Annotated in this window: 14 protein-coding genes and 1 riboswitch; of the genes, 5 read left to right on the plus strand and 9 right to left on the minus strand. The window is 68.4% G+C overall.

Annotated features, from left to right (window positions below; all coding sequences use genetic code 11):
• Positions 1-14 precede the first annotated feature (14 nt).
• On the minus strand, positions 15-404 hold the full coding sequence (locus tag U6958_RS26170) for a VOC family protein (RefSeq protein ID WP_016448965.1): 390 nt from the start codon (positions 402-404) through the stop codon (positions 15-17).
• A 78-nt stretch (positions 405-482) separates the two neighbouring features.
• Positions 483-1136: an NAD(P)-dependent oxidoreductase gene (locus U6958_RS26175; protein ID WP_074921600.1), complete on the minus strand. Its 654-nt coding sequence runs from the start codon at positions 1134-1136 to the stop codon at positions 483-485.
• 123 nt (positions 1137-1259) lie between these two features.
• On the opposite strand from U6958_RS26175, the gene U6958_RS26180 reads away from it, so the two are divergent.
• On the plus strand, positions 1260-2216 hold the full coding sequence (locus U6958_RS26180) for a LysR family transcriptional regulator (protein ID WP_016448967.1): 957 nt from the start codon (positions 1260-1262) through the stop codon (positions 2214-2216).
• A gap of 47 nt (positions 2217-2263) precedes the next feature.
• Here U6958_RS26180 and U6958_RS26185 read toward each other — a convergent pair whose 3' ends face one another.
• Both U6958_RS26185 and U6958_RS26190 read right to left on the minus strand, forming a co-directional pair.
• Positions 2264-3394 (minus strand): branched-chain amino acid ABC transporter substrate-binding protein, encoded by a 1131-nt coding sequence (locus U6958_RS26185; protein ID WP_016448968.1) that lies wholly within the window; start codon positions 3392-3394, stop codon positions 2264-2266.
• 158 nt (positions 3395-3552) lie between these two features.
• Positions 3553-4095, minus strand: a complete 543-nt coding sequence (locus U6958_RS26190; RefSeq protein ID WP_016448969.1) for a 6,7-dimethyl-8-ribityllumazine synthase — start codon at positions 4093-4095, stop codon at positions 3553-3555.
• Between the two features lie 109 nt (positions 4096-4204).
• Positions 4205-4373: riboswitch (FMN riboswitch) on the minus strand.
• Positions 4374-4651: 278 nt separating this feature from the next.
• On the opposite strand from U6958_RS26190, the gene U6958_RS26195 reads away from it, so the two are divergent.
• Both U6958_RS26195 and U6958_RS26200 read left to right on the plus strand, forming a co-directional pair.
• Positions 4652-5293: a hypothetical protein gene (locus U6958_RS26195; RefSeq protein ID WP_016448970.1), complete on the plus strand. Its 642-nt coding sequence runs from the start codon at positions 4652-4654 to the stop codon at positions 5291-5293.
• Between the two features lie 96 nt (positions 5294-5389).
• On the plus strand, positions 5390-6088 hold the full coding sequence (locus U6958_RS26200; protein ID WP_074921601.1) for a DUF4124 domain-containing protein: 699 nt from the start codon (positions 5390-5392) through the stop codon (positions 6086-6088).
• 1 nt (position 6089) lies between these two features.
• Here U6958_RS26200 and U6958_RS26205 read toward each other — a convergent pair whose 3' ends face one another.
• Entirely contained in the window at positions 6090-7109 is a 1020-nt protein-coding gene (locus U6958_RS26205) for an SDR family oxidoreductase (RefSeq protein WP_208607051.1), read from the minus strand.
• 68 nt (positions 7110-7177) lie between these two features.
• Between U6958_RS26205 and U6958_RS26210 the strand changes: the two genes are divergently transcribed.
• Both U6958_RS26210 and U6958_RS26215 read left to right on the plus strand, forming a co-directional pair.
• A complete protein-coding gene (locus U6958_RS26210; RefSeq protein WP_016448973.1) occupies positions 7178-8230 on the plus strand; it encodes a CDP-6-deoxy-delta-3,4-glucoseen reductase in 1053 nt (350 codons plus the stop codon).
• 100 nt (positions 8231-8330) lie between these two features.
• Positions 8331-9299 carry a tripartite tricarboxylate transporter substrate binding protein gene (locus tag U6958_RS26215; RefSeq protein ID WP_043790482.1) on the plus strand — a complete coding sequence of 323 codons (969 nt, stop codon included), beginning with the start codon at positions 8331-8333 and terminating at the stop codon, positions 9297-9299.
• Positions 9300-9383: 84 nt separating this feature from the next.
• Here the strand turns inward: U6958_RS26215 and folK are convergent, their stop codons facing one another.
• The 4 genes from folK to hda all read right to left on the minus strand — a co-directional run bounded on the left by folK (position 9384) and on the right by hda (position 12942).
• Positions 9384-9899, minus strand: a complete 516-nt coding sequence (gene folK / locus U6958_RS26220) for a 2-amino-4-hydroxy-6-hydroxymethyldihydropteridine diphosphokinase (RefSeq protein WP_034365366.1) — start codon at positions 9897-9899, stop codon at positions 9384-9386.
• Positions 9874-11457 carry a polynucleotide adenylyltransferase PcnB gene (gene pcnB / locus U6958_RS26225; protein ID WP_070080584.1) on the minus strand — a complete coding sequence of 528 codons (1584 nt, stop codon included), beginning with the start codon at positions 11455-11457 and terminating at the stop codon, positions 9874-9876. The genes folK and pcnB overlap by 26 nt, the downstream gene beginning before the upstream one ends.
• A complete protein-coding gene (locus U6958_RS26230) occupies positions 11454-12155 on the minus strand; it encodes an HAD family phosphatase (RefSeq protein WP_016448977.1) in 702 nt (233 codons plus the stop codon). The genes pcnB and U6958_RS26230 overlap by 4 nt, the downstream gene beginning before the upstream one ends.
• A gap of 88 nt (positions 12156-12243) precedes the next feature.
• Positions 12244-12942, minus strand: coding sequence for a DnaA regulatory inactivator Hda (gene hda, locus U6958_RS26235; RefSeq protein WP_026062235.1), 699 nt, complete (start codon positions 12940-12942; stop codon positions 12244-12246).
• Positions 12943-13193 lie beyond the last annotated feature (251 nt).

A 13193-nucleotide genomic window follows, 5' to 3' on the forward strand; every position in this document is an offset into this window, starting at 1 on the left:
GCCGCCAGGGAGACTCAGGCGGGCGGCAGGTGGCAGACGGCCTCGATGTTGTGGCCGTCGGGGTCGAGCACGAAGGCTGCGTAATAGTCGTCGTGGTAGTGCGGTCGCAGGCCGGGCTCGCCATTGCAGCGCCCGCCTGCGGCCAGGGCGGCCGCGTGGAAATCATCGACCATGTTGCGGTTGTCCACGCGAAAGGCCACATGGATGGGCGGCTGGTTGGGCTCGCCGCCGGTGATCCAGAAATCAGGCTTGGGCGGCTCGCCAAAGCCGGCCGTGTCGCCGTGGCCGGTGAGCTCGGCGGACAGCTCCATCAGGATCTCGTAGCCCAGGGGAGCCAGCGCCCGCGCATAAAACTCCCGGCTGCGGTCGAAGTCCGATACGAGGATTCCCGTGTGGTCGATCATGGCGGCGCTCCTGCCTGTTCGTGACAGGCACCAGCATGCCATGGAGGCCGCCTGCGCACCAGCCGGGAGCCCCCGTGCTCAGTAAGCGACGGTAAAGCGCTCGCGCAGGTGCAGGCCCTTGTCCAGCGCATCGACCAGGGCCACGGCCAGATCGGCGGCGGAGATGGTGCCGGGCTGGCCGTCGGCCTGCATCAACGGCTCATCCTTGCCCGTGCGGTACTGGCCCGTGCGCTCGCCATGGTCACCCAGGTGCAGGGCAATCGGCGGGCTCAGCATCGTCCAGTCCAGGCCCTGCTCCTTTTGCAGATCGTTGAGGGCATCGCGCGCAGCCGAGGCGCCGGGCTTGATGGCGGCCGGGAACTCGGGAGTGTCCACCAGTTGCCTGCCGGGCGCGATGTAGAGGCTGCCCGCACCGCCCACCACCAGATAGCGCTTGACGCCAGCCGCCTTCGTGCCCGCCACGATGGCGCGCGAGCCGCGCATGAAGTCCTCATAGATGTCGGGATTGCCCCAGCCCGCGTTGTAGGCGCTGACCACGGCGTCCGCGCCTGCCACGGCCCGCTGCACGACGGCGGCATCCAGCACATCGGCCTGCACGGCGTGCAGATGCGGCTGGGCCGCCAGCCTGGCGGGGTCGCGCACCAGGGCCACGACCTCGTGGCCGCGCTGCAGCAGCTCCTTCAATACCGCCGAACCCACAAAGCCGGTTGCGCCAATGAGTGCCACTTTCATCTTCATTCCTTTGCGGCGCCTGGGCGCCTGTTCACGATGGCATTGAGATTACGTCGTTCACAATCACTGCGGAAGACGGCAGTTTTCACCAACAGCTTGAAGCACCACTTCACAATACAGCCCATGGACGACTACAAACGCATGGCCGTTTTCGCCGCCGTGGTGCAGCACGGATCGATGAGCGCCGCCGCGCGCGCCCTGGGCATGAGCCCCTCGGCCGTGAGCCAGCAGGTGCGCCAGCTCGAGCGCGACGGCGGCGTCACCCTGCTGCACCGCTCCACCCGGCAGATCGCCCTCACCGACACGGGCGAGCGCTACTACCAGCAGTGCGCCGCCATGGCACAGGCCGCCAGCCAGGCGCGGGCCGAGCTGGCCGCCGCGCGCGACGAGCCCGGCGGCGAACTGCGCCTGTCGGCCACCGTGGGCTTTGCGCGCCACATCGCGCCGGCCCTGGGCAGCTGGCTGGCCCGGCATCCGGCACTGCGCCTGCACCTGGATGTGGACGATGCGCCCATCGACCTCATCCAAAGCCGCATCGACCTGGCGCTGCGCTTTGGCCGTCTGGCCGACTCAGGCTGGGCGGCCCGGCGCCTGGGCGCCATGCGCAACTGGCTGTGCGCCTCGCCCGCATGGATACAGGAGCACGGCGGCGGCGCGGCCTGGCGCCACCCGGCACCGCTGGCCAGCGCGCGCTGGCTGGGCCTTGCGCGCGAAGGCCAGGGCCAGGCCCTGCGGGCCGAGGCACGCCACCCGGCCACGGGCGAGACCTACAGCCTGCAGGTGCAGCCCCATGTGGCCAGCAACAACCAACTGTCCCTCCAGCAGATGTGCGAGGCCGGCCTGGGCCTGGCCCTGCTGGGCAGCATGGACGTTGCCGACGCGGTGGCCGAAGGACGCCTGGTGCGCCTGCTGCCCGACTGGGACTTCGGCGGCCTGGACATCTGGGCCGTCACCCCGCAGCGCCAGGCCCAGCCCGCCAAGGTGCGCCAGGCCATTGCCGCGCTGCAGGCCTATCTGGCGCAGTTGCCCGGCGTGGTCGATGCGCCGGCGCAGGCCCCGGCCGAGGTCCCGGGCCGATAAAAAAAGCCCGCACAAGGCGGGCATGAAAACGAAGGGAGGACAGGCTCTCAGTCGAGGGCCGTCTTCTGGCCGTTCTTGAACACGCTCAGCGTGTACGAAGGGTTCTTCATCTCGCCGTTCTTCTCGAAAGCGATCTTGGAGGTCACGCCCGAGTAGTCGGCCTTCTGCAGGAAGGGGATGTAGACCTTGGGGTCCCAGGAGTTGGCGCGCTTCATGGCGTCGGCCAGCATCATGGTGGCGTCGTAGAAGTACGGGCTGTAGACCTGGAACTGGCCGGGGTACTTGGCGTCGTAGCGCTTCTTCCATTCCGTGCCGCCAGGCATCTTGGCCAGCGAGGCGCCGCCGTCGGCGCAGATCACGTTGTCCAGCGGCTTGGCGCCGGCGGCCACCTTGGCCAGCTCGGGCACGCACAGGCCGTCGCCGCCGAAGTACTTGGCATCGTTCATGCCCAGCTGGGCCATCTGGCGCAGCATGGGGCCGGCCTGACCATACATGCCGCCGTAGAAGATGCCTTCGGGCTTCTTGGCCTTGATCGAGGTCAGGATGGCCATGAAGTCCGTGGCCTTGTCGTTCGTGAACTCCGAGGCCACGACCTTCACGCCCAGCTTTTCCGCATCCTTCTTGAACACATTGGCCAGGCCCTGGCCGTAGGCCGTGCGGTCATCGATGATGGCCACGGTCTTGAGCTTGAGCGTTTCGGCCGCGTACTTGGCCAGCGCCGCGCCCAGCGCGTTGTCATTGGCAATCACGCGGTAGGTGGTGTTCCAGCCGGGCTTGGTCAGGTCGGGGTTGGTGGCCGCGCCCGTGATCATGGGAATGCCGCAGTCCTGGAAGACCTTGGACGAGGGGATGGCCACGCCCGAGTTGAGGAAGGCCACGGCGCCGGCGACCTTGTCGTCGCACAGCTTCTGCGAAGCGGCCGTGCCCTGCTTGGGATCGGCCACATCGTCTTCGGCCACCAGCTGGAACTTGACCTTCTTGCCGGCGATCTCCATGCCCTTGGCATTGAGGTCGTCAATGGCCATGCGCACGCCGTTCTCGTTGTCCTTGCCGAAATTGGCCTGGGGTCCGGACACGGGGCCGATGTGGCCGATGCGGATCACCTGCTCCTGGGCCATGGCCACGCCACCCATGCCGGCCACGACGGCCGCAATACACAACTTCCGGGACATCTTCATCGCGCACTCCTCAGTTGAAACAGGCCGTCACGTTATTCCCGTCATCGCGGCTTGGCAATGGCGCGTCACGCCGCGTGACGGGACCGCGACACTCGGCCCCAACTCAGTGTTTACGAGAATCCATCCCCAGCCAAAGCTGTGCTGGGAGGCTGGCCGGCTCACGCCGCGCGCGCCTGGCCCAGTGCCTGTACCTGCGCCAGCTGGTCCAGCGCCGCCAGGCAGGCATGCGCCACTTCCACGCCCTTCTTCACGAAGTGGGCACGGAAGAACTCCACATGGTCGCCATGTTCGTGGAAATCGCGCGGCGTGAGCACGGCCGAGAACACCGGCACTTCGGTATCGAGCTGCACGCGCATCAGGCCGTCGATCACGGCCGAGGACACGAACTCGTGGCGATAGATGCCGCCGTTGACCACCAGCGCGCAGGCGATGACCGCGTCGAAACGGCCGCTGTCGGCCAGCTTCTTGGCCAGCAGCGGGATCTCGAAGGCGCCGGGCACGTTGAAGTGGCTGATGTTCTGCGCGGCCACTCCCTGGGCCTGCAGCTCGGCCGCCATGGAGTCGCGCGCCTGGTGCACGACATCGGTATGCCAGCTCGCGCAGATCACGGCCACGCGGCTGCGGCCCGCGACGGCCTTCCACGGCGTGCCCGAGGCCGTGCCGTGTGCGGAGAAGTTCAAGGAGACAGGAGTCTGATTCATGGTGCTCTTTCGAGATGAGACAAATGAATCAGGGCGCGCGCCATGGCGCCGCATGGCGCGGCACAGCCCATGGGACAACCATGGGCATGGCGCCTGCCATGCAGGTGCTGCGCGATCTCTTTCATCCGGACTGTGACCGTCGGCTCTGGCATCTCACCAGATCTGCTGACCCCGGCCGGCCTTGCGGCTAGCCGGGCGCTCGCGGGCTGCTGGACACATGCCGAAAGACAGATCCAGATACCGCCGGTGGGGAATTTCACCCCGCCCTGAGAACGCTGCTTTGCGGCGCACGGACTGCGCGCCGCCAAAGACAGCGGCCATTCTAGTCCCGCGCAGATGCCATTGCGGCGATCGGGGCGACCGCAGCCATTGCGCGCTGTGCCTGCGGATTTCATCTGGAAGCACCTACAGCACATGGACCAATTGCTATCAAAATAGAAGCTCCGCTGTCGCCGTCGTTGCCTCGCCAGGACGATCCAGGTCAACCATTGAGGCCTGTCAAACGTCATATGAAGAGATCCAGACAGGAAACACGCCTTTGCCCGGACACCACACCATGACCCGAACCAACGCCTCCCCCACGCAGCAGCGCCCGCAGCCTGGCTTGCGCCCCCTGCGCCTGCTGGCCGGCCTTGGCCTTGCAGCCCTGGTCACCGCCTGCGCCGTGCCGCCCGATGGCTATTCGGACATGGGCTCCGGCTACCCCAGCTATCCCAGCTACCCGTCCTATCCCAGCTATCCGTCGGGCGGCGTCGTCTACCCCTCGTATCCAACGCAGCCCGCCTATCCGGACAACGGCTGGTACGAGCGCCAGCGCCTGCAGCGCGAACGTGAGCGCCTGCAGTACGAGCGCGAGCGCATCCAGCAGGAACGCAACCGCGATGCCTGGCGTGACCGCCAACAACGCGAGCGTGAAATGCGCGAGCGCGACCGGGACCGTGACCGCCAGGCCCAGGACCGCGACCGCCAGTTGCGCGAGCGCATGCAGGAGCAGCAGCGCCGCGAAGCCGAGCGCCAGCAGCGGGAGCGCGAACGCGACCAGGGCCAGCAGCAGCGCGAGCGCGAACGCCAGCAACGGGACCGGGAGCAGCAGCAGCGTGATCGCGAGCAGCAGCAACGCGCCATCGAGCGCATGCAGCGTGAAAGCCAGGGCGGCGGCAACCCCTACCCCACCCAGGATCCGCGCCACTGGCGCTGAACGGCTGACCGGCGGCATTTCCAGCCCCTGGGCGCCGCACCATAATCGGCAATACACCACATCCTTGTGCCGCTTGTGATGGGAAAGGAAACCGCCATGCACCGCACCCAAGACCTTGGCCACACCGGCCGCCGTTCATCGGCGGCCGCGCGCTGGGCGCTGGCGGCGCTTGTACCGATGTTTGTACCGCTGGTGCTGGCGCTCATCGCAGGCCCGGCCTCGGCCCAGGTCATCCGCTGCACGGACGCCAAGACCGGCCGCGTCACCTACACCAACAGCAGTTGCAAGGACGGCGAAAACCGCGTGCAGGTGCAGGAAGCCCCCAGCCCCGAAGAGCTGGAGCGCGAGCGCGCGCAGTCCGCCGCCGCCATAGAGCGCAAGAACCAGCAACTGGCCCGCGAAGAGGCCGAGCGCCGCACGCGTGCCCAGCAGCAGGAGCGTGAGGCACGCAGCCGGCGCGAGCGCGAGAACTCGGCCCAGCGCGACGGCGGCGACTCCCCGGCCTGCCAGCAGGCGCGCCGCCGCCTGGACACCATCCTGGCCGAGGCCAATCCCGATCCCGCCACCTGGGGCCCGCGCAGCCAGGCCGCCCAGCAGCAGATGGAGATGGCCTGCCTGGGCCCCAAGGCCTATGAACAGCTGCAGCAATCGCGCGCATTGCAGCCCAATGCCATCAACCGGCCGTGGATCGTCGGACGCCCCGTGCCGCCGCAGCCGCTGCCGCCTTCGGCCCCCATCTCGCACTGCAACGTGTTCCGCTGCTACGACACCAACGGCGGCATCCACCCGCGCTGATTCAGGCGCGCAGCCCCTGCTCCACGGTCGGGTAGCGCAATCTCAGGCCCAGCTCCTCCTTCAGGCGCTCGTTGCGCAGGCGGCGTGACTCCCCCATGAAGCTCAGCAGGCTGGCCGGCAGCTCGCGCTGCGCCTGCTCGCGCGTGATGCGTGCGGGGCGCGGCAGTCCATAGAGATCGGCCGCAAGGTCGAAGTAGTCGCCCATGCGCAGCTGCGTATCGTCGCTGGCGTGGTAGATGCGCTGCGGCCGGCCGAGCCACAGCGCCCGCACGCAGGCGCGGGCCAGGTCGTCGGCATGGATGTGGTTGGTATAGACATCCTCTGCGGCGCACAGCAGGGGTGTCCCTCGCAGCAGGCGCCCGCGCGGCGTGCCGTTTTCCCGGTCCGGCGCATAGATGCCCGGGATGCGCAGAATGCTGGCGCGCAGGCCGCCGCGCCCGGCAAAGCGCACGGCTCGCTCGGCGTTCACGCGGCGCTGGGCACGCGCCGTGGCCGGTGCGGGCGGGCGGCTTTCGTCGATCCAGGCGCCCTCGCAGTTGCCATAGACGCCGGAGGTCGAGCCATAGACCAGGCTGGCCGGCCGGCCGCGAAGGCGCAGCACGCGCAGCAAAGCCGTGGTGCGCGGGTCCAGCCACCAGCCATCTTCGCCGGCAGGCGGATTGGGCGGCGGCGCCAGGTGGACGACGCGCGTGGCCAGGCCGGCCATACGGCGCAGCGTGGCAGGCGCGTCCAGATCGCCCAGCAGCGGCGTGATGCCGCGCCCGCGCAGATCCTGCAGGCGCTCGGCGCCACGCGTCAGGGCCAGCACGCGCGGGCCCCGTCGTGCGGCACCCGAACGGGCGACGGGCGCGCCCGCCAATGCACCAGCCACGCGCAGCCCCACGTCGCCGCAGCCGACGATGAGCACGCGTTCGCGTCGAAAGCGCGCCGGCAGCGCGCCCAATGGGTTTTGGTTTGAGGGCAAAATCCTGGCCTGTTGCGAGGGCGGCCACCCGCGCGCCGCCGGTCGCGGCAGCGGCATGTCCGTCCGGGAAAGAAGATCGCCGGCGCGCTCCACGCGCCGCCAGCGCCCCCGAGGATACCGAGAACATGACCGAGATAGCCAACGCTTCCCACGAAATCACCGTACAGCCCAGCGGCCGCGCCTTCGCCACGCAGGGCAGCGAGACCATCCTGGCCGCCGCCATCCGCTGCGGCGTGGGCCTGCCCTATGGCTGCAAGGACGGTGCCTGCGGCTCCTGCAAGTGCAAGAAGCTGCTCGGCGAGGTCACCCATGGCGCCCACTCGGAAAAAGCGTTGACCGCCCAGGAAGAGGCCGACGGCTATGTGCTGACCTGCTGCGCCACGCCCAGCACCTCGGTGGTGCTGGAGTCGCGCCAGGTGACCGATGCCAGCGCCTTCCCGATCAAGAAGATGCCCGTGCGCGTGGCCACGCTGGAGAAGAAGTCGCACGACGTGATGCAGGTGCGCCTGCAGCTGCCCGCTGCAGACAAGTTCCGCTACCACGCAGGCCAGTACGTGGAATTCATCCTGCGCGACGGCGCCCGCCGCGCCTACTCCATGGCCACGGCCCCCCATGTGCAGGACACGGCACCGGGGCTGGAGCTGCACATCCGCCACATGCCGGGCGGCAAGTTCACCGACCACGTGTTCGGCGCCATGAAGGAAAAGGAAATCCTGCGCGTGGAGGGCCCGTTCGGCAGCTTCTTCCTGCGCGAGGACAGCGACAAGCCCCTCATCTTCCTGGCTTCGGGAACGGGCTTCGCCCCCATCAAGGCGCTGCTGGAGCACATCCGCCACAAGGGCATCACCCGCTCCGTCACCCTGTACTGGGGAGGACGCCGGCCCGAGGACCTCTACCTCGACGCCTGGGTGCGCGAGCAGGCCGAGGCCATGCCCCAGCTGTGCTATGTGCCCGTGGTCTCCGACGCGCTGCCGGAAGACGGCTGGACCGGCCGCACGGGCTTCGTGCACCAGGCCGTGCTGGACGACTTTGCCAACTTGTCTGGCCATCAGGTCTATGCCTGCGGTGCGCCCATCGTGGTCGATTCGGCACGCCATGCCTATGTGGAGCAACGCGGCCTGCCGGCGGAAGAGTTCTACGCGGACGCGTTCACCTCCGAGGCCGACAAGGCTTCCTGAGTGCGCAGAAGGTGGCACGGATCAAGCAATACGCAGAAAAACTGCTTCCCATACCTGCGCGCAGCCAGGTGTCGCAATTTTTTTGCACAATAGCGCCCCTATGAACCGTAGAAACAGCCTTCTCTCGGTCATGGCGGCCGCTGCTGCCCTGGCCTCCCCGCTTGCCCTGGCGCAAGAGCCCATCCGCCTGATCGTGCCCTATGCGCCCGGCGGTCCGCTGGACATCACCGCGCGCGCGCTGGCCGAGCGGGTGCGTGACTCCCTGGGAGTGGTGATCATCGACAACAAGGCCGGCGCCGGCGGCAACATCGGCGCCGACGCCATTGCCCGCGCCACGCCGGACGGCATGACCATCGGCCTGGCCGCCACGGCCACCCATGCCGTCAATCCCTGGCTGTACACCAAGATGCCCTACGACGCGGGCAAGGACTTCGCGGGCATCACCCAGATGGTGCGCGTGCCCAACGTGCTGGTGATGAATGCGGCCCGTGCCGAGCAGCTCAAGATCCACAGCGTGGCCGACCTGATCGCCTACGCCAAGTCCCACCCCGGCAAGCTCAACTACGGCAGCGGCGGCAACGGCAGCGCAGGCCACCTGGCGGGCGAAATGCTCAAGCAAAAAGCCGGCATCTTCGCCCTGCACGTGCCCTACCGTGGCGCCAACCCGGCCCAGCTGGCCTTGCTGTCGGGCGAGGTGGACTTCAACATCGACAACCTGGCTGCCGCTGCGCCCAATATCCGCTCGGGCAAGCTCAAGGCGCTGGCCGTGACCTCGCTGAACCCCACCACGCTGCTGCCCGGCGTGCCCGCACTGTCCAAGACCTTCCCCGGCTTTTCCATCGACACCTGGTGGGGCCTGGTGGCCCCGGCCGGCACGCCCAAGCCCGTGCTGGACAAGCTGAGCCGGGCCTTTGCCGACGCACTGGCCGCGCCCGAGACCAAGACCCGCTTCGAGACCCTGATGGCCGAGCCCGTGTCCTCCACGCCCGCCGAGTTCGACAGGTTCATGGCGGCCGAGCGCGCCAAGTACCAGGCCATCGTCAAGGCCTCCGGAGCGAAGGTGGACTGAGTCGATCCACCGCGTCCCGCCTGGCAAAAAGCCGCAGCCGCCCTCAGGGCGCTGCGGCTTTTTCATTCAGGCCACTGTCGGGATTCAGGCTTGCCGGAGATGCCAGCCAGGCTTGTGCGCCAGGCAGATGCCCTGCCCCGCCACGGCCTGCAGCTGCGCGGGCGTGACGCGCTCAGGCGCGATCTCGGCCAGCGGCACGAGCACGAAGGCGCGCTCGTGCATGCGCGGGTGCGGCACGCTCAGGCGCGGCAGCGCGATGCGCTCGTCGCCCCACAGCTCGATGTCCAGGTCCAGCGTGCGCGGCGCATTGCGGTAGGGGCGCTCGCGCCCGGCCGCCAGTTCGATGGCCTGCAGCGCATCGAGCAGCGCCAGCGGCTGCAGCGTGGTGCGCACAGCGGCCACGGCGTTCAGATAGTCGGGACCGCTGGAATCGATGGGCGCCGTGCTGTAGAGCGAGGAGACGGCCAGCAGGCGCGTGCCCGTCAGGCCGCCGATGGCCTTCAAGGCCTGGCCCAGGGCCTGGCCGCAGTCACCGAGGTTGGCGCCCAGGCCGATGGCGACCCAGTGGCCTGGCTCATTCATCGCCGCCCATGCCGCCATCGCCCCCGCCCTGGGGCTTGCGGCGGCGGCGCCGCCGCTTCTTGGGCGCCGCAGCCTCCTCGCTGCCAGCCTGTGCCGGTGCGGGATCCTCAGGCTGCACGCCTTCCGCCAGGTTCACGCCATCGCGCGGCTGGCGGACCTTGGGCACGCGGTGCACCTTGGGTTCGGCGCTGCGCTGGCGGGCGCGCTGCTCGTCGCGCGCCTGGGCGATCAGGTCGTCGCGGCGCGCGTCGTCGGCATTCTGGAACTCCTGCCACCAGCTGGCCAGGCTTTCCTCGACCTCGCCGATATCGGCGCGCAGCCGCATGAAGTCGAAACCCGCGCGAAAGCGCGGCTGGGCCACCAGGCTGAACGGCGTGGCGCCCGTTCGCTTGTCGAAGCGCGGCTGCATGACCCAGATCTCGCGCATGTCGGCGGCCAGCTTGCCGCGGCCCGAGACATCGCCGATGCGCTGGTCGAACACTTCGTCGATGGATTCCTGCAGCGCGGGAAACGGGTGCTGACGCTGGTTCAGGCGGCGCTCCCAGCCGGTCTTCACGTCATGCCACAGCACGCAGGCCAGCAGGAAGCTGGGCGCCACGGGCTTGCCTTCCTCGACACGGCGATCGGTATCGGTCAGAGCGGCCTGCACGAAGGGCTGCTCGGCACGCTCGACCACCACATCCAGCAGCGAGTAGATGCCGCGCGCCAGGCCCAGGCCGCGCAATTGCTCCACCGAAGCCAGCGCATGGCCGGTCTGCAGCAGCTTGAGCATTTCATCGAACAGGCGGCTTTGCGGCACATCGGCCAGCAGCGGCTCGCACTCCACCAGGGGCTTGGCCGTCTTGGGCTCGAGCTTGAAGCCCTTGCCCGCCAGCTTGGCGGCGAAGCGCACGGCGCGGATGATGCGCACCGGATCTTCACGGTAGCGCGTGGCCGGGTCGCCAATCATGCGCAGCATGCGCTTCTTGGCGTCGTCAATGCCCTTGTGATAGTCGACCACGATCTGCGTGCGCGGGTCGTAGTACATGGCGTTGATCGTGAAGTCGCGGCGCGTGGCATCCTGGTCCTGCGGACCCCAGACGTTGTCGCGCAGCACGCGGCCGCTGGCGTCCACCGCATGGTGCATGCCGGCGAGCTGGGCCTTGCTGGTGCGCTCGTTGCCGCTCACGGCCTCGGCCGCGCTGTTGTCCAGGAAGGCGCGGAAGGTGGAGACTTCGATGACCTCGTTCTCGCGCCCGCGGCCATAGACCACGTGCACGATGCGAAAGCGCTTGCCGATGATGAAGGCGCGGCGGAACAGGCCCTTGACCTGCTCGGGCGTGGCATTGGTGGCCACGTCGAAGTCCTTGGGGCGCAGGCCCAGCAGCAGGTCGCGCACGGCGCCGCCGACGATGTAGGCCTCGTAGCCCGCATCCTGCAGCGTCTCGACCACGTCGATGGCACGCCGGTCCACCAGGTTGGGGTCGATGCCGTGCACCTGCACGGGCACCTCCTGGCGCTTGCCGAAGGGCGACTTGCGCGCCCGTGGAGCGGCCGAGGCCTTGCCCAGCAGCTTGTCGATGATGTTCTTGATCATGGTGCTTCGCCAAACAGGTCCAGAATGCGCCAGCCACGTTCCTGGGCCAGGGCGCGCAGCCGAGTGTCGGGGTTGGTGGCCACGGGGTGGTCCACGCGCTCGAGCAGGGGAACGTCGTTCCAGGAGTCGCTGTAGAAGAAGGTCTCCACGCCGCTCCACTGCAGGCCGCGCGCATCCAGCCACTGCTGCATGCGCTGCACCTTGCCGCCGCGCATGCTGGGCGTGCCACGGATCTCGCCCGTGAACCAGCCCTGCGCGTCGCGCTCCAGTTCCACCGCGATCAATTCCTGCACGCCGAGGGCGGCGGCGATGGGGCGCGTCACGAACTCGTTGGTGGCCGTGACGATGATGATCTGGTCGCCCGCCTGCTGGTGCGTACGCAGCAGCTCCAGTGCCTGGGGACGGATGGCGGGGGTGATCACCTCGCGCATGAAGCGCTCGTGCGCCTCGGCGGCCTGCTGCGCGCCACGGGCGCAGAAGGCCTCGGTGGCAAAGCGCACATAGTCGTGCACGTCGAGCGTGCCCGCCTGGTAGTGCGCGAAGAACTCGGCATTGCGGCGGCCGAACTCGACCGGATCGGTCCAGCCGATGCGCGTCGTGAACTCGCCCCACTCATAGTCCGAATCGAGCGGCAGCAGCGTGTGGTCCAGGTCGAACAACGCCAGCCGGGGCCGGAGTTGCTTCTGATCAGAGGTCATGCATATCCTAAAAAAATGGGTCCCGCGCTGCCCTTGCAACGCAGGCTCCGCCGGCTCCCGCAGTCCCTGCCCACAAGAAAATGCGGGCTCATTCGGTTTCCAGCATCGTCTTGAGCAACGGAATGGTGATGGCGCGCTTGTTGCGCAGCGCAAAGCCGTCGAGCATGTCGAGCAGCTGCATCAGGCTGCCCAGGTCACGCGAGAAGCGCTTGAGCATGTAGTCCATCACATCGTCGCCCAGAAAAACGCCACGGGCATCGGCCTCCTGGCGCAGCACCGCGCGGCGCGCGGTTTCGTCGAGCAGCTGCAACTGGAACACATGGCCCCAGCCCAGCCGCGTGCGCAGATCCTCGCGCAGCTTGAGGTCTGCCGGCGGCAGCGGGCCGGCCCCCAGCACCCAGCGCGGCGAGCCCGTGGCCGGGCTCGTCGCATTCACAAACCAGTTGAAGGCCCGCGCCTGCTGCAGCGGAGTGTAGATGTCCACATCGTCCATCAGCACTGCCGCCCAGCGCTCGTCGAAGGGCGGCGGGAACAGGGTGGAGGCATCCATCCAGCCCACCATGGCGCCCTGCTCGCGCAGGGCCTCGCGCACGGCCTTGAGCAGATGGGTCTTGCCCGAGCCCGATTCGCCCCAAAGATAAGTGGGCACTGGCGTGCGGGCCGTCTGCATGCGGCCATCGCCCACCCAATGGCGCAAATGATCGATCACCGCGGCATTGGGGCCGACGAAAAAGCGCGACAGCGTCGGGCTCGACGCCATGCTGATATCCAGAGCCAGCTGCTTCATCTGCGACATACGCGCAGCGCCCCCTTTCCTGTGTCCAGGCGGGTCCATGCGGCAAAAGCAGGCAAAGGAATCGGCAACGGCATTGGGTTGATAGCAAAGACAGGCCCGCCCTGCCGCAGCGCTGCGGCAAGGCGGGCGACGCCGGGGCGTTCCCGGGCGCAACAGGGATTTTAGTCTGCGCGGCGCACGGCACGGCGGCAGCCGGCCCGCTTGTGCAACGAAAGCCCCCTCGAAGCCCACTGGCGCGCGCG

Source organism: Delftia lacustris (assembly GCF_040267515.1).
Taxonomy (GTDB): domain Bacteria; phylum Pseudomonadota; class Gammaproteobacteria; order Burkholderiales; family Burkholderiaceae_C; genus Comamonas; species Comamonas tsuruhatensis.

Excerpts from the sequence above, each read along its gene's own strand:
- U6958_RS26170 (WP_016448965.1), bottom strand. The coding sequence starts at position 404 with ATGATCGACCACACGGGAATCCTCGTATCGGACTTCGACCGCAGCCGG.
- U6958_RS26175 (WP_074921600.1), bottom strand. The coding sequence starts at position 1,136 with ATGAAAGTGGCACTCATTGGCGCAACCGGCTTTGTGGGTTCGGCGGTA.
- U6958_RS26180 (WP_016448967.1), top strand. The coding sequence starts at position 1,260 with ATGGACGACTACAAACGCATGGCCGTTTTCGCCGCCGTGGTGCAGCAC.
- U6958_RS26185 (WP_016448968.1), bottom strand. The coding sequence starts at position 3,394 with ATGAAGATGTCCCGGAAGTTGTGTATTGCGGCCGTCGTGGCCGGCATG.
- U6958_RS26190 (WP_016448969.1), bottom strand. The coding sequence starts at position 4,095 with ATGAATCAGACTCCTGTCTCCTTGAACTTCTCCGCACACGGCACGGCC.
- U6958_RS26195 (WP_016448970.1), top strand. The coding sequence starts at position 4,652 with ATGACCCGAACCAACGCCTCCCCCACGCAGCAGCGCCCGCAGCCTGGC.
- U6958_RS26200 (WP_074921601.1), top strand. The coding sequence starts at position 5,390 with ATGCACCGCACCCAAGACCTTGGCCACACCGGCCGCCGTTCATCGGCG.
- U6958_RS26205 (WP_208607051.1), bottom strand. The coding sequence starts at position 7,109 with ATGCCGCTGCCGCGACCGGCGGCGCGCGGGTGGCCGCCCTCGCAACAG.
- U6958_RS26210 (WP_016448973.1), top strand. The coding sequence starts at position 7,178 with ATGACCGAGATAGCCAACGCTTCCCACGAAATCACCGTACAGCCCAGC.
- U6958_RS26215 (WP_043790482.1), top strand. The coding sequence starts at position 8,331 with ATGAACCGTAGAAACAGCCTTCTCTCGGTCATGGCGGCCGCTGCTGCC.
- folK (WP_034365366.1), bottom strand. The coding sequence starts at position 9,899 with ATGGCGGCATGGGCGGCGATGAATGAGCCAGGCCACTGGGTCGCCATC.
- pcnB (WP_070080584.1), bottom strand. The coding sequence starts at position 11,457 with ATGATCAAGAACATCATCGACAAGCTGCTGGGCAAGGCCTCGGCCGCT.
- U6958_RS26230 (WP_016448977.1), bottom strand. The coding sequence starts at position 12,155 with ATGACCTCTGATCAGAAGCAACTCCGGCCCCGGCTGGCGTTGTTCGAC.
- hda (WP_026062235.1), bottom strand. The coding sequence starts at position 12,942 with ATGAAGCAGCTGGCTCTGGATATCAGCATGGCGTCGAGCCCGACGCTG.